Consider the following 17,720-nt stretch of genomic DNA (forward strand, 5'->3'; position numbering starts at 1 on the left):
CGCCGTTGCTGCTATTTGATACCGCAATTTTCCAGTTGGGCGATGAGCTGTTTTTCTTGTGCACGCAATAAATGAATCAAAAGCCGCTCGTCGCCCGGCTTGAGTTGGCGTATCCGTTTGGCTTTTGGACAATAGGCTTTGCAATCGGTATTTTCAATTGCCAGAAAGATGCTCCGGTCCCCCTTGGGCAACACCACTTTTACAAAGCTCTTGGTAAACTCTACTCTTATCTTCCGGCTCGCTTGTCCTATTTCATAAGCTTTTCCGCGCATATAGCGGTCCGGTGCCACTTCAATGTTGATATAGCAATCGTTGAATACCTGCGCCCGGGCTGTTTGTGTGCCATTTGCCCCGAGCCATAGACCAAGACCAAGTATGAGTGCTGCAAAGACTCGTTTCATATTTCTTCCGGTTTTTATGATTATGTGTAAATATTGCATTTGTTTTGAAACTGCCGGGTCATCTTTCTGACATTAGTGCCCAATGAGCACAAAAGCAGCCCAGTAATAAGGATGGGGGTGCTGTTTTCGTATGACACCTTGTGCCTTACGGAAGGCAACATGGGGATTTAGCCCTTGCAGCAGGAAGTTGTAAAATTGAACAAACAGCTCTTTGGTTGCTTCATCATCCACTTTCCACAGGCTCATGGCAACGCTTTCGGCGCCGGCTTCCCGGAAAGCCCGCTGGAAGCCATATACACCTTCGCCGGCTTGCACTTCGCCCAGCGCTGTTTCGCAGGCGCTGAGTGCCACCAGGCGCGTATTATGCAAAGGAAGCGTGGTTACTTCATAAGCAGTCAAGATGCCATTTTCTTCGCCCCGTGCCGAGAGTGCAAGACTGTCTTGTTCAAAAGCTTGTGCGCAGTTGCTGAGCAGCAGGCCCGCACGCAGCAAGGGGTTGCGTCCTGCCTTTTCGCTCTGTATGCCCAATACCTGCCCACTCGCTTCATCGATATCTTTCAAAAAATAACCGTGGGTAGCTATATGAAGGATTTGCGGTTGCTGTTCTTTTAACAGCTGTTTTAATTTGCCTTCGGTGGCGCTTTCTTTGCTAAGCAGGGTCGTTTTTATTCCCTTTTGCTTTAACAATTGATTAAGCGAAAGCACTTCCTGCAGGGTGCCGGGCAGCAGGCTTACGGCTTGGGTGCCATAGATAGGGTAGCCCACCAGCAGGGCTTGGCGTAATGGGGGCGCATTGCCGGCTTCTTTTACTATTTCTGTGGGATGAGACAGGTAGGTGAGCTCGTACAGGTCTATGAGGTACTTCTCTTTGTCGGCTGCCCAAAGACTTGCCAAGCTAAGTTGATGATATACGCCGTCAGCGCTAATGTATAGCTGCCGGACACCGTGGCTTTGCAAGGTCTTTTCCAGTGGGGCAAAGAAAGTATCGTATGAGCGGACATCCGTACGCTTGAGCCGTATGTTGCTTCGGTAATAGCCGATTCCTCTTCTTTCAAGTAAGCTGCTTTCACCAATGGAAACGAGTACGGGGGCTTGCGATGAAGGCATAACCACAAAAGCGTAGTATTGCGCTTCGTTTGTAAGTTGCCGGGTGAAGCGGGGTAAGCGCACAAACTCTATCAAAGCACTGCCTGCGGGCAGGGCAGCTGCTATTTGCTCATATTGATACTGCTTTTCTTGCACATCGTCAAAGGCTTGTGAACGGGCAGATAACTCTCTTTCAATGGTATTTACTTCTTTTTCCAGTGCGTCTAAATCTATTTTCTGCTCTTCCAGTTCGGCTTTGCTGAGCGTATAGTAATAAGCAAGCCGCTCTTTCTTTTGTGTCCACTTGTCAAACAGGCTTAAAAGTGCCGGGTCTTGAGCTTGGGCAATGCGCATGCGTATGTTTTCATCGGTCCGTAGTAGAATACCCTTGGTGGCGATCCATGCTTCGTAGGCTTTGCGTAGCAAGACAGGTGTTTGCTGTTCGAAGGCAAAGTTGAAGAAACGCAAGTAAGCCGGGCGCATTTGCTGCCAATAGTGTTCCCGTTCGTTGGTGCTCATAGAAACAAAGAACGAACGGATGAATTCGTCGTTTTGTTTTATCACTTCTTCATAGAGGGCGGCGGCATCTTCTACCATGCCATTCTTCCAATAGGCAATTGCCAGCCACTCTTTGGTTTGGTTGTAGGCAGGGTGGCGGGTGCCCTGCGTTTGCGCCCTGATGTCCAACACTTCCTTTAAAGAAGCAATGGCTTGCCGCTTATCGCCGTAAAATAGCCGGAAACGCCCCAGTTGTTCGAGCGCAGAAGCATAGGCAGGGTGTTGCTTGTCGAACTTTTTTTCATAGATTTCAAGTGCTTCTTGAAGCAACGCTTCGACGTTTTCGGTCTTGCCGCTTTGCAGCTGAAGGGCAGCATACAAAGTGAGCAGGTGGGCGTAATCGGGATGGCGCTTCTTGCCTTGCTTCTTTTTTATTTCTATAGCCTTTTGGTAAAGGGCAGCTGCTTCATCCAAGCGGTTGTTTTCTTGATAAAGCATTGCCAAATTGATAAGCATTCGTTGATAGTTGGTGTTTTTTTCCCGTATGTTCTCATCGGCTATACGCAACGCCTTTTGGTAAAGCAATTCGGCTTCTTCATAGAGCCCCAAGGTGTAAAGCATGTAAGCATGATTGTTGAGGACAATGGCTTGCGGCATGCCTTGCTTTTGGCTTTGTAATAGTTTGTTTTCTATGTTTTCGATGAGCTGTATCGCTTCGGGGTAATAGGCTTGATGAAAGCGCAAGATGGCATAGTTGTTTTGGGTGGCATAATACAGGTAATGGTCTTCGCCCAGCTCTTGTGATATGACAGTGAGGGCTTTGTCGAAATAGCTTTCGGCAGTCTTATAGTTGCCCAGGGTGGTATAGAGCAAGCCCAGATCATTGTAAAGACGGGCTTTGTTTGCAGGCTTGGCATTCAGTGGCATCTTTTGCTCTGCATAGAGAAACTCATCTTCCGCCCACTTGTATTTATTCGATGCGAAAAGTATTTCTGCCAAGTTTAAGCTTTCTTCAAACTCTTCTCCGGGGGTGTATTCGCCGGAATCGATTTCGTGGCCCAAGAGTGTGCTTACTGCCAGCTTGTCTATGCCTAAGTCGTAAAACAGATTTTTTTCTTCGTAAAAACCTGTTTGGTCGGCAACGGCAATGGCAAAGCTGAAATTGAGTGAATCGTATTGGGCGCGTTTTTTCCCGAACAAACCTTCTGCCAGCGCCCCTTCTATGCCCTTGTCTGTTACCTGCTCTACGCCTTTCTTTACCTTCTCTTTCGCTTTCCGCCAGTCTATTTGGGCAGGCGATAACCAAGGAAGCAACAAAGCAAGGAAGAAGGCAGTTAGTTTGGCTTTCATAACACATGTATGATTTGTTGATATATTGAAAGTTAACAAAAAAGAAAGCAGATGCCAAAGATAGCATCTGCTTCAAGCCACTTTTTGTGTCTTATATGGCTTGCCGGGCACTTAGCTTAATACTTGCGGTAAGGAATGGGCAGCTGTTCGGGGCGAGGGCTGCCATAGATGGTGAGCGGCTCGGCTATTGCCGAAGCATAACGACGGCTTTCGTTGTGCAGGCGGTCACAGGCGGTCACAACATATACGGCAGGCAAATGCCGGGTGTCCGTATCGGTAAAATGTTCTTCTTTCCCTATATATACGATGCGGTCCGGGCGGCTCAGATCAACGGTTTCTGTAAGCGGAAAACGATACAAAACATAGTAAGCGGCCGGGTCGCCGTCGGGTGCAAGCGGGGGCGTTTGCCACTGCAGTTTCACACCTTGCGAGGTCATGTGCACATTCAGCTTTGGCGGCGGCAGGGCAGGAATGCTGTCTTTCCAAGGCATGGGAGGCGGCAGAGCGGGATAACGGTAGTAATATTGTGCCAGGGAATCCAAAATATGGAAGGGGTTGCGGTAAAGGTGTTTGGCAGAAAAGAAAATACTGCCTTTGATGGCATCGTAAGCCATTTTTTTGCGCAATTGGCGTGGCAGCTCTTGCGGGTCGTGCCAGGTGCTATCGCCTCCGTCTTCGCCATCTACCTTATAGAGCGCATGCCCTATGTAAACGTGTCTGCCAAAAGAATTTTTGTGCCACCAAGGCACCAATACGTTATAATTGCCGTAGCGCGAACGGGTGCTCCAGTAAAGCTGTGGCGCTATGTAGTCAATCCAGCCTTCGCGAAGCCATTTCCGGCTGTCGGCATAGAGAGCATCATAAGAGGCGTACCATATCTTGGTAGCAGAGCCGAGGCTGTCTTGCGAGGCATTGCGCCACACGCCGATAGGACTGATGCCAAATTTAACATGTGGTTTTTTGCGCTGCAGGCTGTCGTGAATGGCTTGAATCAGCAAATCGACATTGTGGCGGCGCCAGTCGTGAATGCTGTTGAACTGCTTCTTGCCATAGCGCAGATAAGTGGCATAATCATCTATTTTCTCTTTGGGGACCTGATAGGGATAGAAGTAGTCATCGAAATGAACGCCGTCGATATCGTAGTTTTCGACTACTTCCTGAATAAGGCGCACGATGTAGTCGCGCACGGCAGGAATGCCCGGGTTGAAGTATTTCTTTCCGTTGTAGTCGAAAAACCAGGCGGGACGCTTGTTTGATATGTGCTCGTCGTGGACTTGGGCGGCTTGCAGGTTCGACACGGCACGATAGGGATTGAACCAGGCGTGGAACTCTATGTTGCGTTTGTGGGCTTCTTCTATCATGAAGGCCAAAGGATCATAGTAGGGATAAGGGGCTTCGCCTTGGGTGCCTGTCAGGTAAGCAGACCAAGGTTCGTATTGACTCGGATAAAAAGCATCGGCCGTGGGGCGTACTTGCACTATCACCGCATTGAAATGATACTTCTGCAGTGTATCGAGCAAGGCTATAAATTCTTTTCTCTGCTCTTCGGGCGGAAGCCCCCGCCGCGAGGGCCAGTCGATGTTGTTGAGGGTAGCTACCCACACTGCCCGGAACTCGTATTTCTGCGGGAAGTAGTGTTGTGCTTTGCCGGCACTGAAAAAGGCGCCCGTAAACCATAAAAAAAGCCAAAAAGTAAACCTCTCAATAAGCATAGGCAGCAATTGTTTGCATTTTCTTTTTTAAAGAAAAGCATTTTGTCCGAAAAAAAGAAGCACCTGCCAAAAGTATGGACAGGTGCCCCTACAACAATAAAGAAAAGGAAAAGCCTGTTATTTGAAAGCCGGAATGCCTGTGATGGCGGCGCCCAGTATCAACAGGTGGATATCGTGGGTGCCTTCATAGGTTACTACCGATTCGAGGTTCATCATATGGCGCATGATGGGGTATTCGTTGGTAATGCCCATACCGCCCAATATCTGACGTGCTTCGCGGGCTACACGCAGGGCAATTTCCACATTGTTACGCTTGGCAAGCGATATTTGCGCCGAAGTGGCTTTGCCTTCGTTCATCAGCTGTCCGAGACGCAGGCAAACGAGCTGTGCTTTGGTAATTTCGGTAAGCATCTCGGCCAGTTTCTTTTGTGTAAGCTGGAAGGCGGCAATAGGCTTGTCAAATTGAATGCGCTCTTTGGCATAACGCAGGGCGGTGTCGTAGCAGTCCATGGCAGCGCCCAAGGCACCCCAAGAGATACCGTAACGGGCTGAATCGAGACATTGCAAGGGACCCGACAAGCCATCGGCACCGGGCAACAGGTTCTCTTTGGGTACTTTCACGTTGTCGAAGACCAGTTCGCCGGTGGTGCTGGCACGCAACGACCATTTACCATGGATTTCCGGGGCGCTGAAGCCTTCCATTCCTTTTTCCACAATCAAACCTTTGATGCGTCCGGCTTCGTTCTTAGCCCATACTACCGCTACGTCAGCCATGGGGGCATTCGAAATCCACATCTTTGAACCATTGAGCAGATAATAATCGCCCATGTCTTTGAAGTGTGACTTCATGCCACTGGGGTTCGAGCCGAAGTCGGGTTCTGTCAAGCCAAAGCAACCGAGCCACTCACCCGATGCCAGCTTGGGCAAGTATTTTCGGCGTTGCTCTTCTGAACCAAACTTATAAATAGGGTACATTACCAATGAGCCTTGCACCGAGGCAGTGGAGCGCATACCTGAGTCGCCGCGTTCGATTTCCTGCATCATCAAACCATAGGCGATGTAGTCAAGCCCGCCGCCGCCGTATTCCTGCGGAATGGTGGGACCAAACACCCCCAGCTCGCCAAATTTGCGCACGATTTCATAGGGGAAATGCGCCTTTTCATACCAATCTTCGATATAAGGCGAGATTTCCCGCTTTACGAAGTCACGCACCGCCTGGCGTATCATTTTATGCTCTTCGGTGAGCAGGTCGTCTATGTTGTAAAAGTCCGGCGACTCGAAGAGGTCCGCTTTTACCTTTTTTTGAAATTGCATGGTTTCTTGTGCCATAATTTTTGTGTTTATGATTCAAACTGAAAGGGATAGGGCTATGTTTGGGCAAAGGTACAAAAAAGCGGGCATCTTACACGCCCGAACTCTTGATGATGAAGCCCAAAATAAGCCCCAGCACCACAATCAGCGGGGCGGGAATGCGAGTGTATTGCAAGAGCAGAAAAGTGCCTGCCACAAAGAATATATTCCAAAAAAGGCGCAGGTTCGGGCTTTCTATAAGGGGGAAGAAGAGCAGAATGGCCGCTGCAATCACCAATCCGGCACTGGTGGCATTGATGCCCTCGAGCGAAGCCCGCACGGGACGGTATTTTTTCAATTCATCCCAAAACTGTATGACAAAAAAGATAAGAAAGGTGCCGGGCAGAAAAACACCTGTTGCCGCCAAGATTCCGCCCCAGATACTGCCCGTAGGTCCGTAGCTGCGCATAGCCAGCGCCCCCACATACGAGGCGAAAGAGAAGGTAGGCCCGGGCATGGCTTGGGCAATGGCATAGCCCGTAAGAAATTCATTGCCGTTAAGCAAATGTTTGAATTTTACAAACTCACCGTACATCATAGGCACCAGCACCTGCCCACCACCAAAAATGAGCGAGCCCAAGCGATAAAAGTTGGTCAATATGCGCAGGCTGAAAGAGTTGCTAATGTCGGCAGCCAGTGCCAAGCCTGCAAAAAGCCCGGCATAGAGCGTAAAGTAACGCCAGCGGATACGCAGCGGGCGATGCGCTTCTTTGGGTTGTTTTTCGAATTTGAAAGCCGTAACCACCCCTCCGGCAAGGATGATGAGCGGAAAGACCCACGGCTGGTATGCCCAAGTAGAGATGGCTGCCGAAGCCACCATCAAAAAAAGAGCCGTTTTGGTTTTGATAATTTTCTTGCTGATGCGCAAAGCGGCATGAGCTATGAAGCCCACAGCCATGGGCTGAATAAAACGGGTAAAACTCAGGGAAATATTTTGTTCTTGCAGACGATTGAGCAAAAGTGCTGCTGCTATCATCATAGACACGGTGGGCACTGTCCATACAAAAAGCGTAAGCAGTGCCAGAGGCAGGCCCCCAATGCGGTAGCCAATGGCCGTAATGGTTTGCGTGGAAGTAGGGCCGGGCAGTATTTGACACAAGGCGTTCAGCTCTATGAGCTCTTCTTCGCTGATATAGCGGCGTTTGTCAACAAACTGGGTGAAAAAAAGTGAGATATGCGCTTGTGGGCCTCCGAAGGAGGTAAGGGCTATCCATAGGGTGTCGCGTAAAAAGATGAAGTAGCGTAGGTGGCGCATGACTCTTGAACGGGCAAACTAAGCAAGTAGCAAAAAAAGCGGGAGGCGCTTCTGTACGAGAAAACGCCCCCGCGCAAGATGAACACTATTTCTTCAGCAGGCCGATTTCAATCAGACGCTGACGCAAAAACTCACCGGCGGTGATGTCAGGATATTGCTTGGGGTTTTGCTCATCAATGCAGCTCTCCAAGCAAGCGAGACTCATTTCGGAGCGCGGATGCAAGAAGAAAGGTATCGAATAGCGGGGTTCATGCATCTTTTCACGCGGCGGGTTCACCACCCGGTGAATGGTCGATTTCAATTTGTTATTGGTCAGGCGCGAAAGCATGTCGCCTACGTTTATCACTACTTCGTCTTCTTTGGGAATGGCAGGAATCCACTTGCCATCGTGGCGGAGCACCTCCAAGCCTTCGGCACTGGCGCCCATCAACAGGGTAATCAGGTTGATATCGCCATGAGCGGCTGCACGCACCGAGTCGGGGGGCAGGGCATCCGGGTTTTCAATGGGGTAGTAGTGAATGGTACGCAAAATACTGTTGCCCTTTTCCACTTTGTCTTCGAAGTAGTCTTCTTCCAAGCCCAAGTAAAGGGCAATGGCACGCAGCAGTTGGCGCCCGGCTTTCTCGAGCGTACGGAAGGCATGCAAGGTCTCTTCTTTGAATTCCGGCAGCTCTTCGGGCCATATGTTGGGCGGGTAGTCCTCGGCCGGGAGGTTGTCTTCCGGCCGGATGTCTTCTTGCCCGATTTGATAAAACTCTTTTAAGTCCGGCACGGGGTGGTCTTTGGCGTGCTCTTGGTTGCGAGGGGTGTAACCACGTTGCCCGGCCAATTCCGGTTTGTGGTACTTCATTTTCACTTCGTCAGGCAGGGCAAAGAAGCGTTTTACGGCTTCGTAAAGGCGCTCGCGACGGTCGGCAGTAAAGCCATGATTTTTCACCGCCACGAATCCGATATTTTGAAAAGCCTTGCCCAGCTCTTCTACAAACTTGGCTTTTCGGGCGGCATCACCTGAGGTGAAATCTGCCAAGTCCACCACAGGAATAGAATCATAAAGTATTTCAGCTTTATGTGCCATAGGTTTTGGGTTTATGGATGAATAGCATGGCAATTTACAAAAAGACAGGCAAGCTGGCAAAGGACCTTAATCATGGAAAATTCTCCCGGAAAATATTACACTTTCCAGCCAAAGAATCTTTTGATTTCAGCATAAAATTTGCTTACTTTTTGGTAAGAGATAAGTATCTACTGACAACTAAACCAAAACAGTGAAGTTATGAAACGAACAACCGCTTTAAATGTAAAGAAACACACTTTGCCTCCATTGTTGTGGAGTGTCTTCTGGTTATTTGCCGCTGCCACAGGTGCCTGGGCACAAGGAGGGTTTGATCAAAGTAGTGCGGTGGAAATTACAGGACCCGGCGTGTATTTCTCCGGAGATTTTTCAGGTGCCGGCTGCCAAGCTCCCCCGGATAATAATGCAACCGGCTATGCTTACTCCGGAGGAGCTGACTGTGGGCGCTGGTTTAAGTTTACTCCTTCATCTACGGTAGAAGTAGAAATATCAGACAAAGAGAAAGACGGCTCGACTCCTGTGAGTACTGATAATCAGGAGTATAATATATTTTACGTTTACGAAAACACACCGGCGACCGGTAATTTTATACAAAATCCAAATGGGGAGGCTAACACTGCTTATGAGTCAGGTCCACCTAACCGTGCTTATTTGAAATTTACGGCACAAGCCGGCAACACCTATTACATTGTATGGACCAATGAGTTGGATGAATTCAACACTTCTCATAATGTGGGGGTATATTTTCGTGTAACCATTCCTTTCAAAATATCTGCCTCCAACATCACCCACAACAGCGTGGACATCGCATGGAACGATGCCGCCGGAGCGGCTACTTACAAAGTGTACCGTGCCACTTCCATAAATGACGGCGGCACCCCCGACGACCCCTCGGATGACCTGCTGGGCAGCGACTCGACAGAGGTGCACAATGCCACGGCTGCCGGCAACTATACCGACAACAACCTGCAGGAAGCTACTGAGTATTATTATCGCGTGATTGCTTATAATGGCAGTGGCACCGAAGTAGATAGAACAGATATTATCCGGGTATTGACCGATGTATATAACAACGGGCAAGCTTTTGTGTTGCGTGAAAACTTCGAGGCATATTACAGCCAAACCGGGGCATTAAGTATTAAAGATTGGGGTAATATAGACAACGATACTGCTGACACAGACAATACCCCCTGGGAAGTTTATCGTGGCAATTATAAGATTAATGGAATAGAAGGTAGTAGTATCAACTGGCGTGACACAATTACTATTGTAGGGGTAACAGAAAGCGGGTCGGCAGCAAGTGATAACTGGCTCATTACACCTCAAATCACTATTCCTTCTACGGGTGCTGAGCTGCTGTTCTGGGGAATGCCCGTAGGTACAGGCAATTCAGATAATGATATTAGAGTGTACGTTTCCACTACGGGCAATACGGTGGCAGACTTTAGCTCTGCTCCCTTGCTTGATTCGACAGATATCACCGGTACCGGCAAGTTTCAAAAATTTTCCGTTGACTTGGCAGCTTATGCCGGACAAAATATTTATATAGCCATCCGGCATACAGGAGTAGGAGCCGGTTCTAACTTTACCATCGACGATATCGTAGTGCGGGCACTGCCTGAACCACAGTTTGCAGCCGGCTATCCGAACATCTCCAATATTAGCAAGACCTTCTTCCGTATCAATGTGAAAGCCGATACCGATGGTACTGCCTATGCCGTGGTAGTGCCTGACGGAGCAGCAGCGCCTACTTCACAAGAAGTGATAAATGGACAAGCAAGCGGGGGCGGAGCACCCGCAGCTTCAGGAAATGTCTCGATTACTGCCAATACGGAGGCGTTCATAGACATTACCGGATTGAGCAACTCCACAGCTTATGATGTGTATGTGGTCATACAGGCTACCGGCGGTGGGCTGCAAAGTGCTCCTACCAAGCTGGATGTAACCACCCAGGCGCCTGACACCCCCAACTGGGCAACCGGCTATCCCAAAATGGGAACAATTGGCGATGAAGCAGCTACTTTGTTGGTTAAAATAGATCGTGACGGCAAAGCCTTTGCCGTGGTAGTGCCCGATGGTGCCACTGCCCCGACGGCGGCAGAAGTGAAGTCCGGAAAAGCAGCCGGGGGAGCTGCGCCTGTAGCAGCAGGAAGCAACACTTCCTTAACGCAAAATGTAGAAGGGAGCATCGCCTTCAGCGGTCTTAGCAACAGCACTGCCTATGATGTGTATGTGGTGGCAGAGAGCAGCAGTGGTACTTTGCAAGCGTCTCCGGTGAAAGTGGACTTTACCACGCTGGCACCACAACCGCCCGCCTTTGCCAATGGCTATCCCGTCATTACCAATGTGACTTATGAAGCATTTGATGGCGTGGTAAAAGCCGACAAGTCAGGTACTGCTTATTTGGTGGTTTTGGAAGCGGGAGCAACTGCACCTTCGGCGGCAGAAGTGAAAGCCGGACAAGGGGCCGGAGGAAGTGCAGCCCTGAAAGCAGCTTCCGTAGCCATGACTGCCAACCAGGATGCCGTGATGAGCGTGAGCGGATTGAGCCCCGGCACTACCTACGATGTTTATTTTGTAGCCGAAAGTGATGCCAATGTTCTGCAAGCGTCTCCGGTGAAAAAAAGCTTTACCACCATAGCCGAAGTAACCGCTCTGGAGTCGCCTCTTTCGGCAGAGGTGAAGCTCTACCCGAACCCGTCGCAAGGAGCTTTTATGCTGGATATGACCATGCTCAAAGCCGACGTGTACCGCGTGCGTGTGCTGGATGTAAGTGGCAAAACGCTTACTTCCATTCCGGTGAAAGCCAAAAAGATGAGTATCGACCTGTCTGCCTATGGCAGCGGCTTGTATTGGATTCAGCTGGAAAGCAGTGAGGGTGTTATTCCGCAGCGGGTAGTGATAGAATAAATTCCCGGTTATTTAAAAAGGCAAAAAAGGGGCTTAAGCCCCTTTTTTGCTTGTGTGGTTACCTTGAGAGTGCTACTCATAGATGCCGGGTAAAAATAACATCAATACCGGCTGTTATTTTGGGATTGTTACTCAAAGATAGCTTTCTTTCCCAAATTATATCGATTCTGTTTCTCTGTTCTTTCAGTTGTCGAGGGGGGAAGGTAGCATGTCATTTTCGAACCTCACGTAGCTTGTCATATCGAACGAGTAAAGCGAGTGAGAGATTTCATCAAAGCAAGCTGCAAGAAACAAAGCGATTTCTTGCTTGCGCTCGAAATGACATAAAGAGACATTCAAAATGACAAAAAAGCTTAATGACAGAGAAGAAAAGCTTGCAAGGATAAAGTTTTCTCTGTTTTTAGTTCATACGCCCGTTATCTTTTATTTTCTATACCGACTTGGTTTTGAAAATAGGGCAGGAGTAACTCTTGCAGTACAGAGGGGCAACGTACCGGACGCCCATTTTCTTTTTTGGCAAAGACCAACACCGTATAGCCTTCATTAATCAGTTCGCCCTGCTCGTTGAATACCTCGTAATCGAAACGGAAACGGCTCGCCGGCATTTCTTTGATGTGTGTACGTATGGTCAGCATTTCATCGTAAAAAGCAGGCTTGCGGTAGCGCACATGTGCTTCCAATACCGGCATCATAATGCCCTCTTCTTCTTCCAAATGGCGATACCGGTAGCCCAAGGCACGCAGCGTTTCCACACGTGCTACTTCGTAATATTCAAGATAATTGCCATAGTAGGCGTAGCCCATCCGGTCTGTTTCAGCATAACGAACCCGCAACTTTGTATCGTGAGTGAACATATTTTTTACCTTTGGTGTTAAAAAAACCGTATCCTTTTTATTGCGCTATGCTGCTTGACAATTTTTTGCGCTTCATCGACAAAAATAAACTCTTCACACCAAAGGATAAAATGCTGCTTGCCGTGAGCGGGGGCGTGGATTCGGTTGTGATGAGTCATCTGTTTGCAGAAGCAGGCTTTACCTTTGCCATCGCGCATGTAAACTACCGGCTGCGTGGCGAAGAATCGGACCAAGATGCAGCTTGGGTAGCCCGCTGGGCAGAGCAGCTGGCAGTGCCTTTTTTCTTGTATGAAGCAAACGAGGCGGCGGAGGGAAACATACAACTATGGGCACGCGAGCTGCGCTATGCCTGGTTTGAAAAGCTGTTAAAAGAAGAGGGCTATGATTACATAGCTACTGCCCACCATGCCGGTGACGTGCTGGAGACCGTTTTGTTTCGTTTAAGCCGCGGAGGAGGGATTGCAGCCGTGCACGGTATTCTGCCCAAGCAAGCACCTTTGGTGCGGCCGCTGCTGTTTGCCGGGCGGGCGCAAATCATCGATTATGCCAAACGCCGGAGACTCACTTGGCGGGAAGACAGCTCCAATGCTACAGACAAGTACCGGCGTAATTATATACGTCATCATGTGGTGCCGCACCTGCGGAAGCTGAATCCCAAAGTGGAAGAGGCTGTATGGGCAACTACCTGCCGCATTCAGGAAATAGAAGAAGTGTGGGAGGCCTATGTAGTCCGGTGGCGCCGGCAGGCAATTTATGAAAAAGACGATGGAACCATTCGCTTCTGCTATGAAGAGGTACCACGAAAAGTGACTTTGTGGCAGGCATTGCTGGCGTCTTATGGCGTTTCTTTCGACCTGGTGGAGCAACTGCTTTCCGTTTGCAATGAGGGACAGAGCGGGGCGGTCTTTCACACGCCCACGCATGAACTGTTGCTTAACCGCAAGGAAGTGCTCATACGTCCCCGCAAGGCGCAGGTGCATGCTGACGGCTTGCTTATCGAAGCGCTACGCGGCAGCATCACGACTGCCTTTGGGGTGCTAAGATGGGAGCCTTTGCCGGCGCTGCCCGCAACCATTCCTCATGACCCACATACTGCCCATGTAGATATGGATGCTTTATCCTTCCCTTTAAAGCTGCGTTTATGGCAGCCGGGCGACCGCTTTTGCCCTTTGGGAATGAAGGGAAAAAAACAAAAAGTAAGCGACTTTTTGATAAATAAAAAACTTTCGCTTTTTGAAAAAGAACGTCAGTATGTGATAGAAGATGCCCAAGGACGCATCGTCTGGTTGGTAGGGCAGCGTCTCGATGAGCGTTTTGCCTTGAAGCCATCTACACAAAATGTATTATTTTTAAGCTGGACACCCAAAGCATAAAGATACTATGAAGCTCCGCAACCCCTTCAAAAAGACTTATTCGCCTGCACAGCGTGCCATGTTTCGTTTTTTAAGCCGCTCGCAGTTGTTCGCCTGCTTGGATGAGCACGAGTTGGCGGAGTTTTATCCTTATTTCTACCCCCGTAGTTTTAAAAAAAATGAAGTGATTTTTTTCCGGGAAGACCCCGCACAAGCCGTGTACCTCATCAGAGAAGGGCGTGTAGAGTTAAATATAGACATACAGGATACTTTTGAAGTATTGGCTTATGCAGAAGAGGGCGTTACGCTGGGCAGTGAGGCTTTCTTACCGGGAAAGCGCCGCCTTTATAATGCCATTGTGTCGTCGGAACAGGCTGATATATTGGTGCTGCCCCAGGTGAATATTATGGATGTGTTTAAAAAAGAAACCGCTATCAAAGCCAAGCTGATGGAGGCGCTCGCTTCCATGTATGCCGATAACACGGCCCATATATTCAAAGCCTACCGCAATGTGTTTGGCTTTTTCGATTTAGGAAAAGCCTATATGTATTCATTTCAGAAAAGAACGCAAAAAGATGACGAAGATTATGGATATTAGTCAAGAAGAGACACAACTTTATGATTGTCAATACTTGCCCGCAAGGCAGTCTGCTTTATATAGCGACTGGGTGTTGCGATATATTGAAAAAGATGCCGCTTTGCGGCCCCTCTATGAGCATGAATATTCCATCGAAGGCGTAAAGGCGTTTATAGAAAATAGTCATTTTTCCGACCAACGACGGCAAATCCTTCGCCAGGCTATAGAGCGGCAGTATGGCACCATGCCGCTGCCCACTAAGGTGAAGCAAAATATAGAAAAATTAAGCCAAGCGAATACTTTCACTGTCACTACCGGGCACCAACTGGGCTTGATGGGTGGTCCTTTGTTTGTGGCATATAAAATTTTATCAGTGGTGCGAATGGCTGAATTCTTGACCGCTACTTTGCCGCAATATGAGTTTGTGCCGGTTTTTTGGATGGCCAGCGAGGACCACGATTGGGATGAAGTCAATCATTTTTATTTTCACGCAAAGCGTTACGAATGGCAAACTGACTACAGCGGTGCGGTAGGGCGCTATATACTGCCCGATATGGGACATTTTATAGAGCAACTGCCCCAAGAGTTGCAAAGCTGGGCGCAGGTGTACCGGGCAGGAGACGGTTGGGCAACGGCTACGCGCCGCCTCATACACCGCTTATTTGGCGATTTGGGCGTAGTTGTTGTGGATGGCGACGATCGGGACTTGAAGTCGTTATGGAAAGATATTGTCTGGCAGGAGCTCACGCAGGCGCCTACCAAGGAGGCTGTTGCCCGGCAAAACGAGCTGATTGAGCGCTTAGGGGGAACCATACAAGCCCATGTGCGCGACATCAATTTGTTTTATATGACCGGCCGGGAGCGCTTGCGGGTAAAACGCACCGGCGATGGACGTTGGCAAACGGTAGGGGGGCAATATGCTTGGTCGCTCGAAGCGCTGCGGAAGTCCGTGACACAAGAGCCTGAAGCATGGAGCCCGAATGTGATGCTGCGGCCGGTTTATCAGCAGGCCATATTACCGAATGCAGTTTATATAGGTGGTCCCGGCGAGCTTGCCTATTGGCTTCAATTACGCAAGGTGTTTTCTTATTGGCGCCAAGTGGATGCCCACATACAAATGCCTGTGGTGGGGTTGCGGCACTCTTTGTTTGTACTTACGCCCTCTGATTGGCGTAAAATAGAAAAGAATGCTCTGCAGCCGCAGGATTTCTTCCGGACGGTAGATGCCCTGATAAAAGAATGGCTGGCAGCACATGTCCATGAAACAGATGTGTTCGACAGCGCCAGAGCCAAAATAACGGAAGCGCATGCTTTGTTGTTGCCGGAAATTGATGCAGTTGATGCCTCGCTTCACAAAAAAGTAAAGGCATATGAAGTACAAGCTTTGAAACAAATAGACGACTTGGAGAAACGCTTTTATAAAGCAGTGAAGCAACGTGAAGAAACGGCCGTGCGCCAAATACAGTCGGTGCATGAACGTTTGTTTCCCGGTGGTGTACCACAGGAGCGCCATGATTCCTTGTTTACTTTTTTCATTTACCACCAGGAAAATGAGTATTGGAAGCAGTTATTGCAAAAGCTCATTCCTTTCCGGACTGATGTATTGCTTCTCAAAGAAAACAGTTGACAGGATGAATGAAGTACTTTCGAAGCAAGAAGCGCGGGCATGGGCAAAACAGCAGCGGCAAGCATTGCCTGAAGCAGAGTACCGGCGCCTCAATGCAGCCTTGATTGAGCACTTGCAAGCGCTTATCCATTGGCAGGTAGTGCGCTATCTGCATACCTTCCTGCCTATTGAACGGCAACGTGAGCCCGACATGCGGCCGCTCTTGCACTTTTTGGAGCAGACGTTTCCCAATGTGCAAATAGCAGTGCCTAAAGTGAAGGGGGGGCGTTTGGAGCATTACCGCTTGTTGCCTCACGCACAATTGCAGCTGAGCAGTTGGGGGGTGCCGGAACCTCCGGATTCAGCGCCTGCGCTTGCGCCTTCCGACTTTGAAAACATAGATGTTGTACTTGTCCCCCTCTTGGCTTTTGATTTGCGTGGGGGGCGGGTAGGGTATGGCAAAGGCTATTACGATGCCTTTTTGCGCCACTTGCCTCATGCTTTGCGTGTCGGTGTTTCTTTACTGCCACCGCTAAAAGCCATCGCCGACTTGGAGGAGCACGATATGCCTTTGCATTTGGTGGTTACGCCCGCGCGGACATACGACTTTAGATTTCTTGCTGAAAAAGCCATGCACGGGCACTTAATAAAGAAGCAAAGTAACGTTCCTTAGCTATCTTGGTGCCTTGGCTTTGTTCCAGCTTGGCATTGACTCTTTGCAAACCGGCGTCGCTAAATACTTTCGGATTAAGCACATAGGCAACATAATGCCGGTGGGGAAGCATCTCGGGAAGCTCTTCTTGCCACCAGTCGGGCAGCCAGTAAAAAAAATCATTGGGTAAGTTTTGGGCATAACGCACATCAACCAGCCACCGGAAAGGGTCGTTGGGCAGATACAAAGTAACTATGGTGCGTATGGCTTTTTTGAGTTCCGGACTATTGGCCCGTTCCTTGATTTCGATGATAACGGCACCGATGACTTCGTCGTATCTGTGTTTTACGGCAGACTGATTGGCGTCTATAATCATAAAAAAATACGTTCCGTTATGATACAATGATAAGAAAAAAGAGATAAACATGCCTGCTTAAGCTATGTTTATCTCTTTGGACGGTGTGTAAGCAGAAGCAGTTTAGCTTAGTTTTCCAAAGAAGTGATTACCTATGTCTTCGGCTGACTCACTCAGGTGAAACGCACGGAAGTGAGTAAATACCTCCTCTTGCTGCAAGAGACCGTCACCGTTTAAGTCCATGGCTTCGAAAGCAGCATCGGCCTCTTCGTTGCTTTGCCCGAAGCAGCGGTAGAAGCGGCGAAACTCTTTTTGAGTCCATGCGTTGTCTTTGTCACCGTCAAGTATAGGGAAAAGCTTTTCTATGAAAGGAAAAACGTTTTTTTGATACGCTTCTTCGCTGCTCAGGTTTTGCGTGTAGGCTTGCAAAAATTCTTCGGGGCTTACCTTTTCATCGGCGTTTTCGTCGAAACGAAGCACCAGTTTGCGCCATACTTGACGAAACAGCGAGCGAAACTTTTTGTCTTGTTCTTCACCAATACGCCACCTGAACTCTTCGGCAAAGCGGTTGGCAATTGTGTCGATGTCTTTTGCTTCAATAAATCCGCTTTTGTCTTGGTCGTAAAAGCGGAACAGGTGCTCTATTTTTTGTCTTTGAAATGCGCTTAACATAGTTTTTATGTTGGTGGG

General features: G+C 49.0%; 14 protein-coding genes. 5 read left to right on the forward strand and 9 right to left on the reverse strand.

The genetic code is table 11. From position 1 onward, the window contains the following. Nucleotides 1-11: 11 nt before the first annotated feature. The 6 genes from K384_RS03340 to K384_RS03365 form a co-directional block, all read right to left on the reverse strand. The gene (locus K384_RS03340; RefSeq protein ID WP_157630037.1) at nt 12-401 is read right to left on the reverse strand and encodes a hypothetical protein; all 390 of its coding nucleotides are present in this window, start codon (nt 399-401) and stop codon (nt 12-14) included. 72 nt (nt 402-473) lie between these two features. Further along, nucleotides 474-3,335, reverse strand: a complete 2,862-nt coding sequence (locus K384_RS03345; protein WP_038029345.1) for a CHAT domain-containing tetratricopeptide repeat protein — start codon at nt 3,333-3,335, stop codon at nt 474-476. A 116-nt stretch (nt 3,336-3,451) separates the two neighbouring features. Next, nucleotides 3,452-5,047, reverse strand: coding sequence for a glycoside hydrolase family 10 protein (locus K384_RS03350; RefSeq protein WP_084147098.1), 1,596 nt, complete (start codon nt 5,045-5,047; stop codon nt 3,452-3,454). 117 nt (nt 5,048-5,164) lie between these two features. Beyond that, on the reverse strand, nt 5,165-6,376 hold the full coding sequence (locus K384_RS03355) for an acyl-CoA dehydrogenase family protein (protein ID WP_051633080.1): 1,212 nt from the start codon (nt 6,374-6,376) through the stop codon (nt 5,165-5,167). A gap of 73 nt (nt 6,377-6,449) precedes the next feature. Continuing rightward, complete coding sequence (gene chrA / locus K384_RS03360) at nt 6,450-7,652, reverse strand: chromate efflux transporter (RefSeq protein ID WP_038029347.1); 1,203 nt, start codon at nt 7,650-7,652, stop codon at nt 6,450-6,452. Between the two features lie 85 nt (nt 7,653-7,737). Beyond that, nucleotides 7,738-8,727, reverse strand: coding sequence for an isopenicillin N synthase family dioxygenase (locus K384_RS03365; protein ID WP_038029348.1), 990 nt, complete (start codon nt 8,725-8,727; stop codon nt 7,738-7,740). A 198-nt stretch (nt 8,728-8,925) separates the two neighbouring features. On the opposite strand from K384_RS03365, the gene K384_RS03370 reads away from it, so the two are divergent. Further along, on the forward strand, nt 8,926-11,634 hold the full coding sequence (locus K384_RS03370; RefSeq protein ID WP_038029350.1) for a T9SS-dependent choice-of-anchor J family protein: 2,709 nt from the start codon (nt 8,926-8,928) through the stop codon (nt 11,632-11,634). Nucleotides 11,635-12,050: 416 nt separating this feature from the next. On the opposite strand, the gene K384_RS03375 is transcribed toward K384_RS03370, so the two are convergent. Then, complete coding sequence (locus tag K384_RS03375) at nt 12,051-12,488, reverse strand: acyl-CoA thioesterase (RefSeq protein WP_038029351.1); 438 nt, start codon at nt 12,486-12,488, stop codon at nt 12,051-12,053. Between the two features lie 110 nt (nt 12,489-12,598). On the opposite strand from K384_RS03375, the gene tilS reads away from it, so the two are divergent. From tilS to K384_RS03395, 4 genes are read left to right on the forward strand one after another with little or no spacing between them, the layout of a single operon-like run. Continuing rightward, a complete protein-coding gene (gene tilS, locus K384_RS03380; protein WP_169737606.1) occupies nt 12,599-13,861 on the forward strand; it encodes a tRNA lysidine(34) synthetase TilS in 1,263 nt (420 codons plus the stop codon). 7 nt (nt 13,862-13,868) lie between these two features. After that, nucleotides 13,869-14,438: a Crp/Fnr family transcriptional regulator gene (locus K384_RS03385; RefSeq protein ID WP_051633081.1), complete on the forward strand. Its 570-nt coding sequence runs from the start codon at nt 13,869-13,871 to the stop codon at nt 14,436-14,438. Further along, a complete protein-coding gene (bshC, locus tag K384_RS03390; RefSeq protein ID WP_084147099.1) occupies nt 14,416-16,044 on the forward strand; it encodes a bacillithiol biosynthesis cysteine-adding enzyme BshC in 1,629 nt (542 codons plus the stop codon). Before K384_RS03385 ends, bshC begins: the two co-directional genes overlap by 23 nt. A gap of 4 nt (nt 16,045-16,048) precedes the next feature. Then, nucleotides 16,049-16,696, forward strand: coding sequence for a 5-formyltetrahydrofolate cyclo-ligase (locus tag K384_RS03395; RefSeq protein WP_051633082.1), 648 nt, complete (start codon nt 16,049-16,051; stop codon nt 16,694-16,696). Here the strand turns inward: K384_RS03395 and K384_RS03400 are convergent. Both K384_RS03400 and K384_RS03405 read right to left on the reverse strand, forming a co-directional pair. After that, nucleotides 16,632-17,051: a hypothetical protein gene (locus tag K384_RS03400; protein WP_157630038.1), complete on the reverse strand. Its 420-nt coding sequence runs from the start codon at nt 17,049-17,051 to the stop codon at nt 16,632-16,634. The two genes, K384_RS03395 and K384_RS03400, sit on opposite strands and share 65 nt — an antisense overlap. A gap of 102 nt (nt 17,052-17,153) precedes the next feature. Next, nucleotides 17,154-17,702: an EF-hand domain-containing protein gene (locus tag K384_RS03405; protein WP_038029359.1), complete on the reverse strand. Its 549-nt coding sequence runs from the start codon at nt 17,700-17,702 to the stop codon at nt 17,154-17,156. Between the last annotated feature and the right edge of the window lie 18 nt (nt 17,703-17,720).

Origin of the sequence: Thermonema rossianum DSM 10300 (assembly GCF_000426825.1) — a bacterium.
GTDB lineage: Bacteria > Bacteroidota > Bacteroidia > Cytophagales > Thermonemataceae > Thermonema > Thermonema rossianum.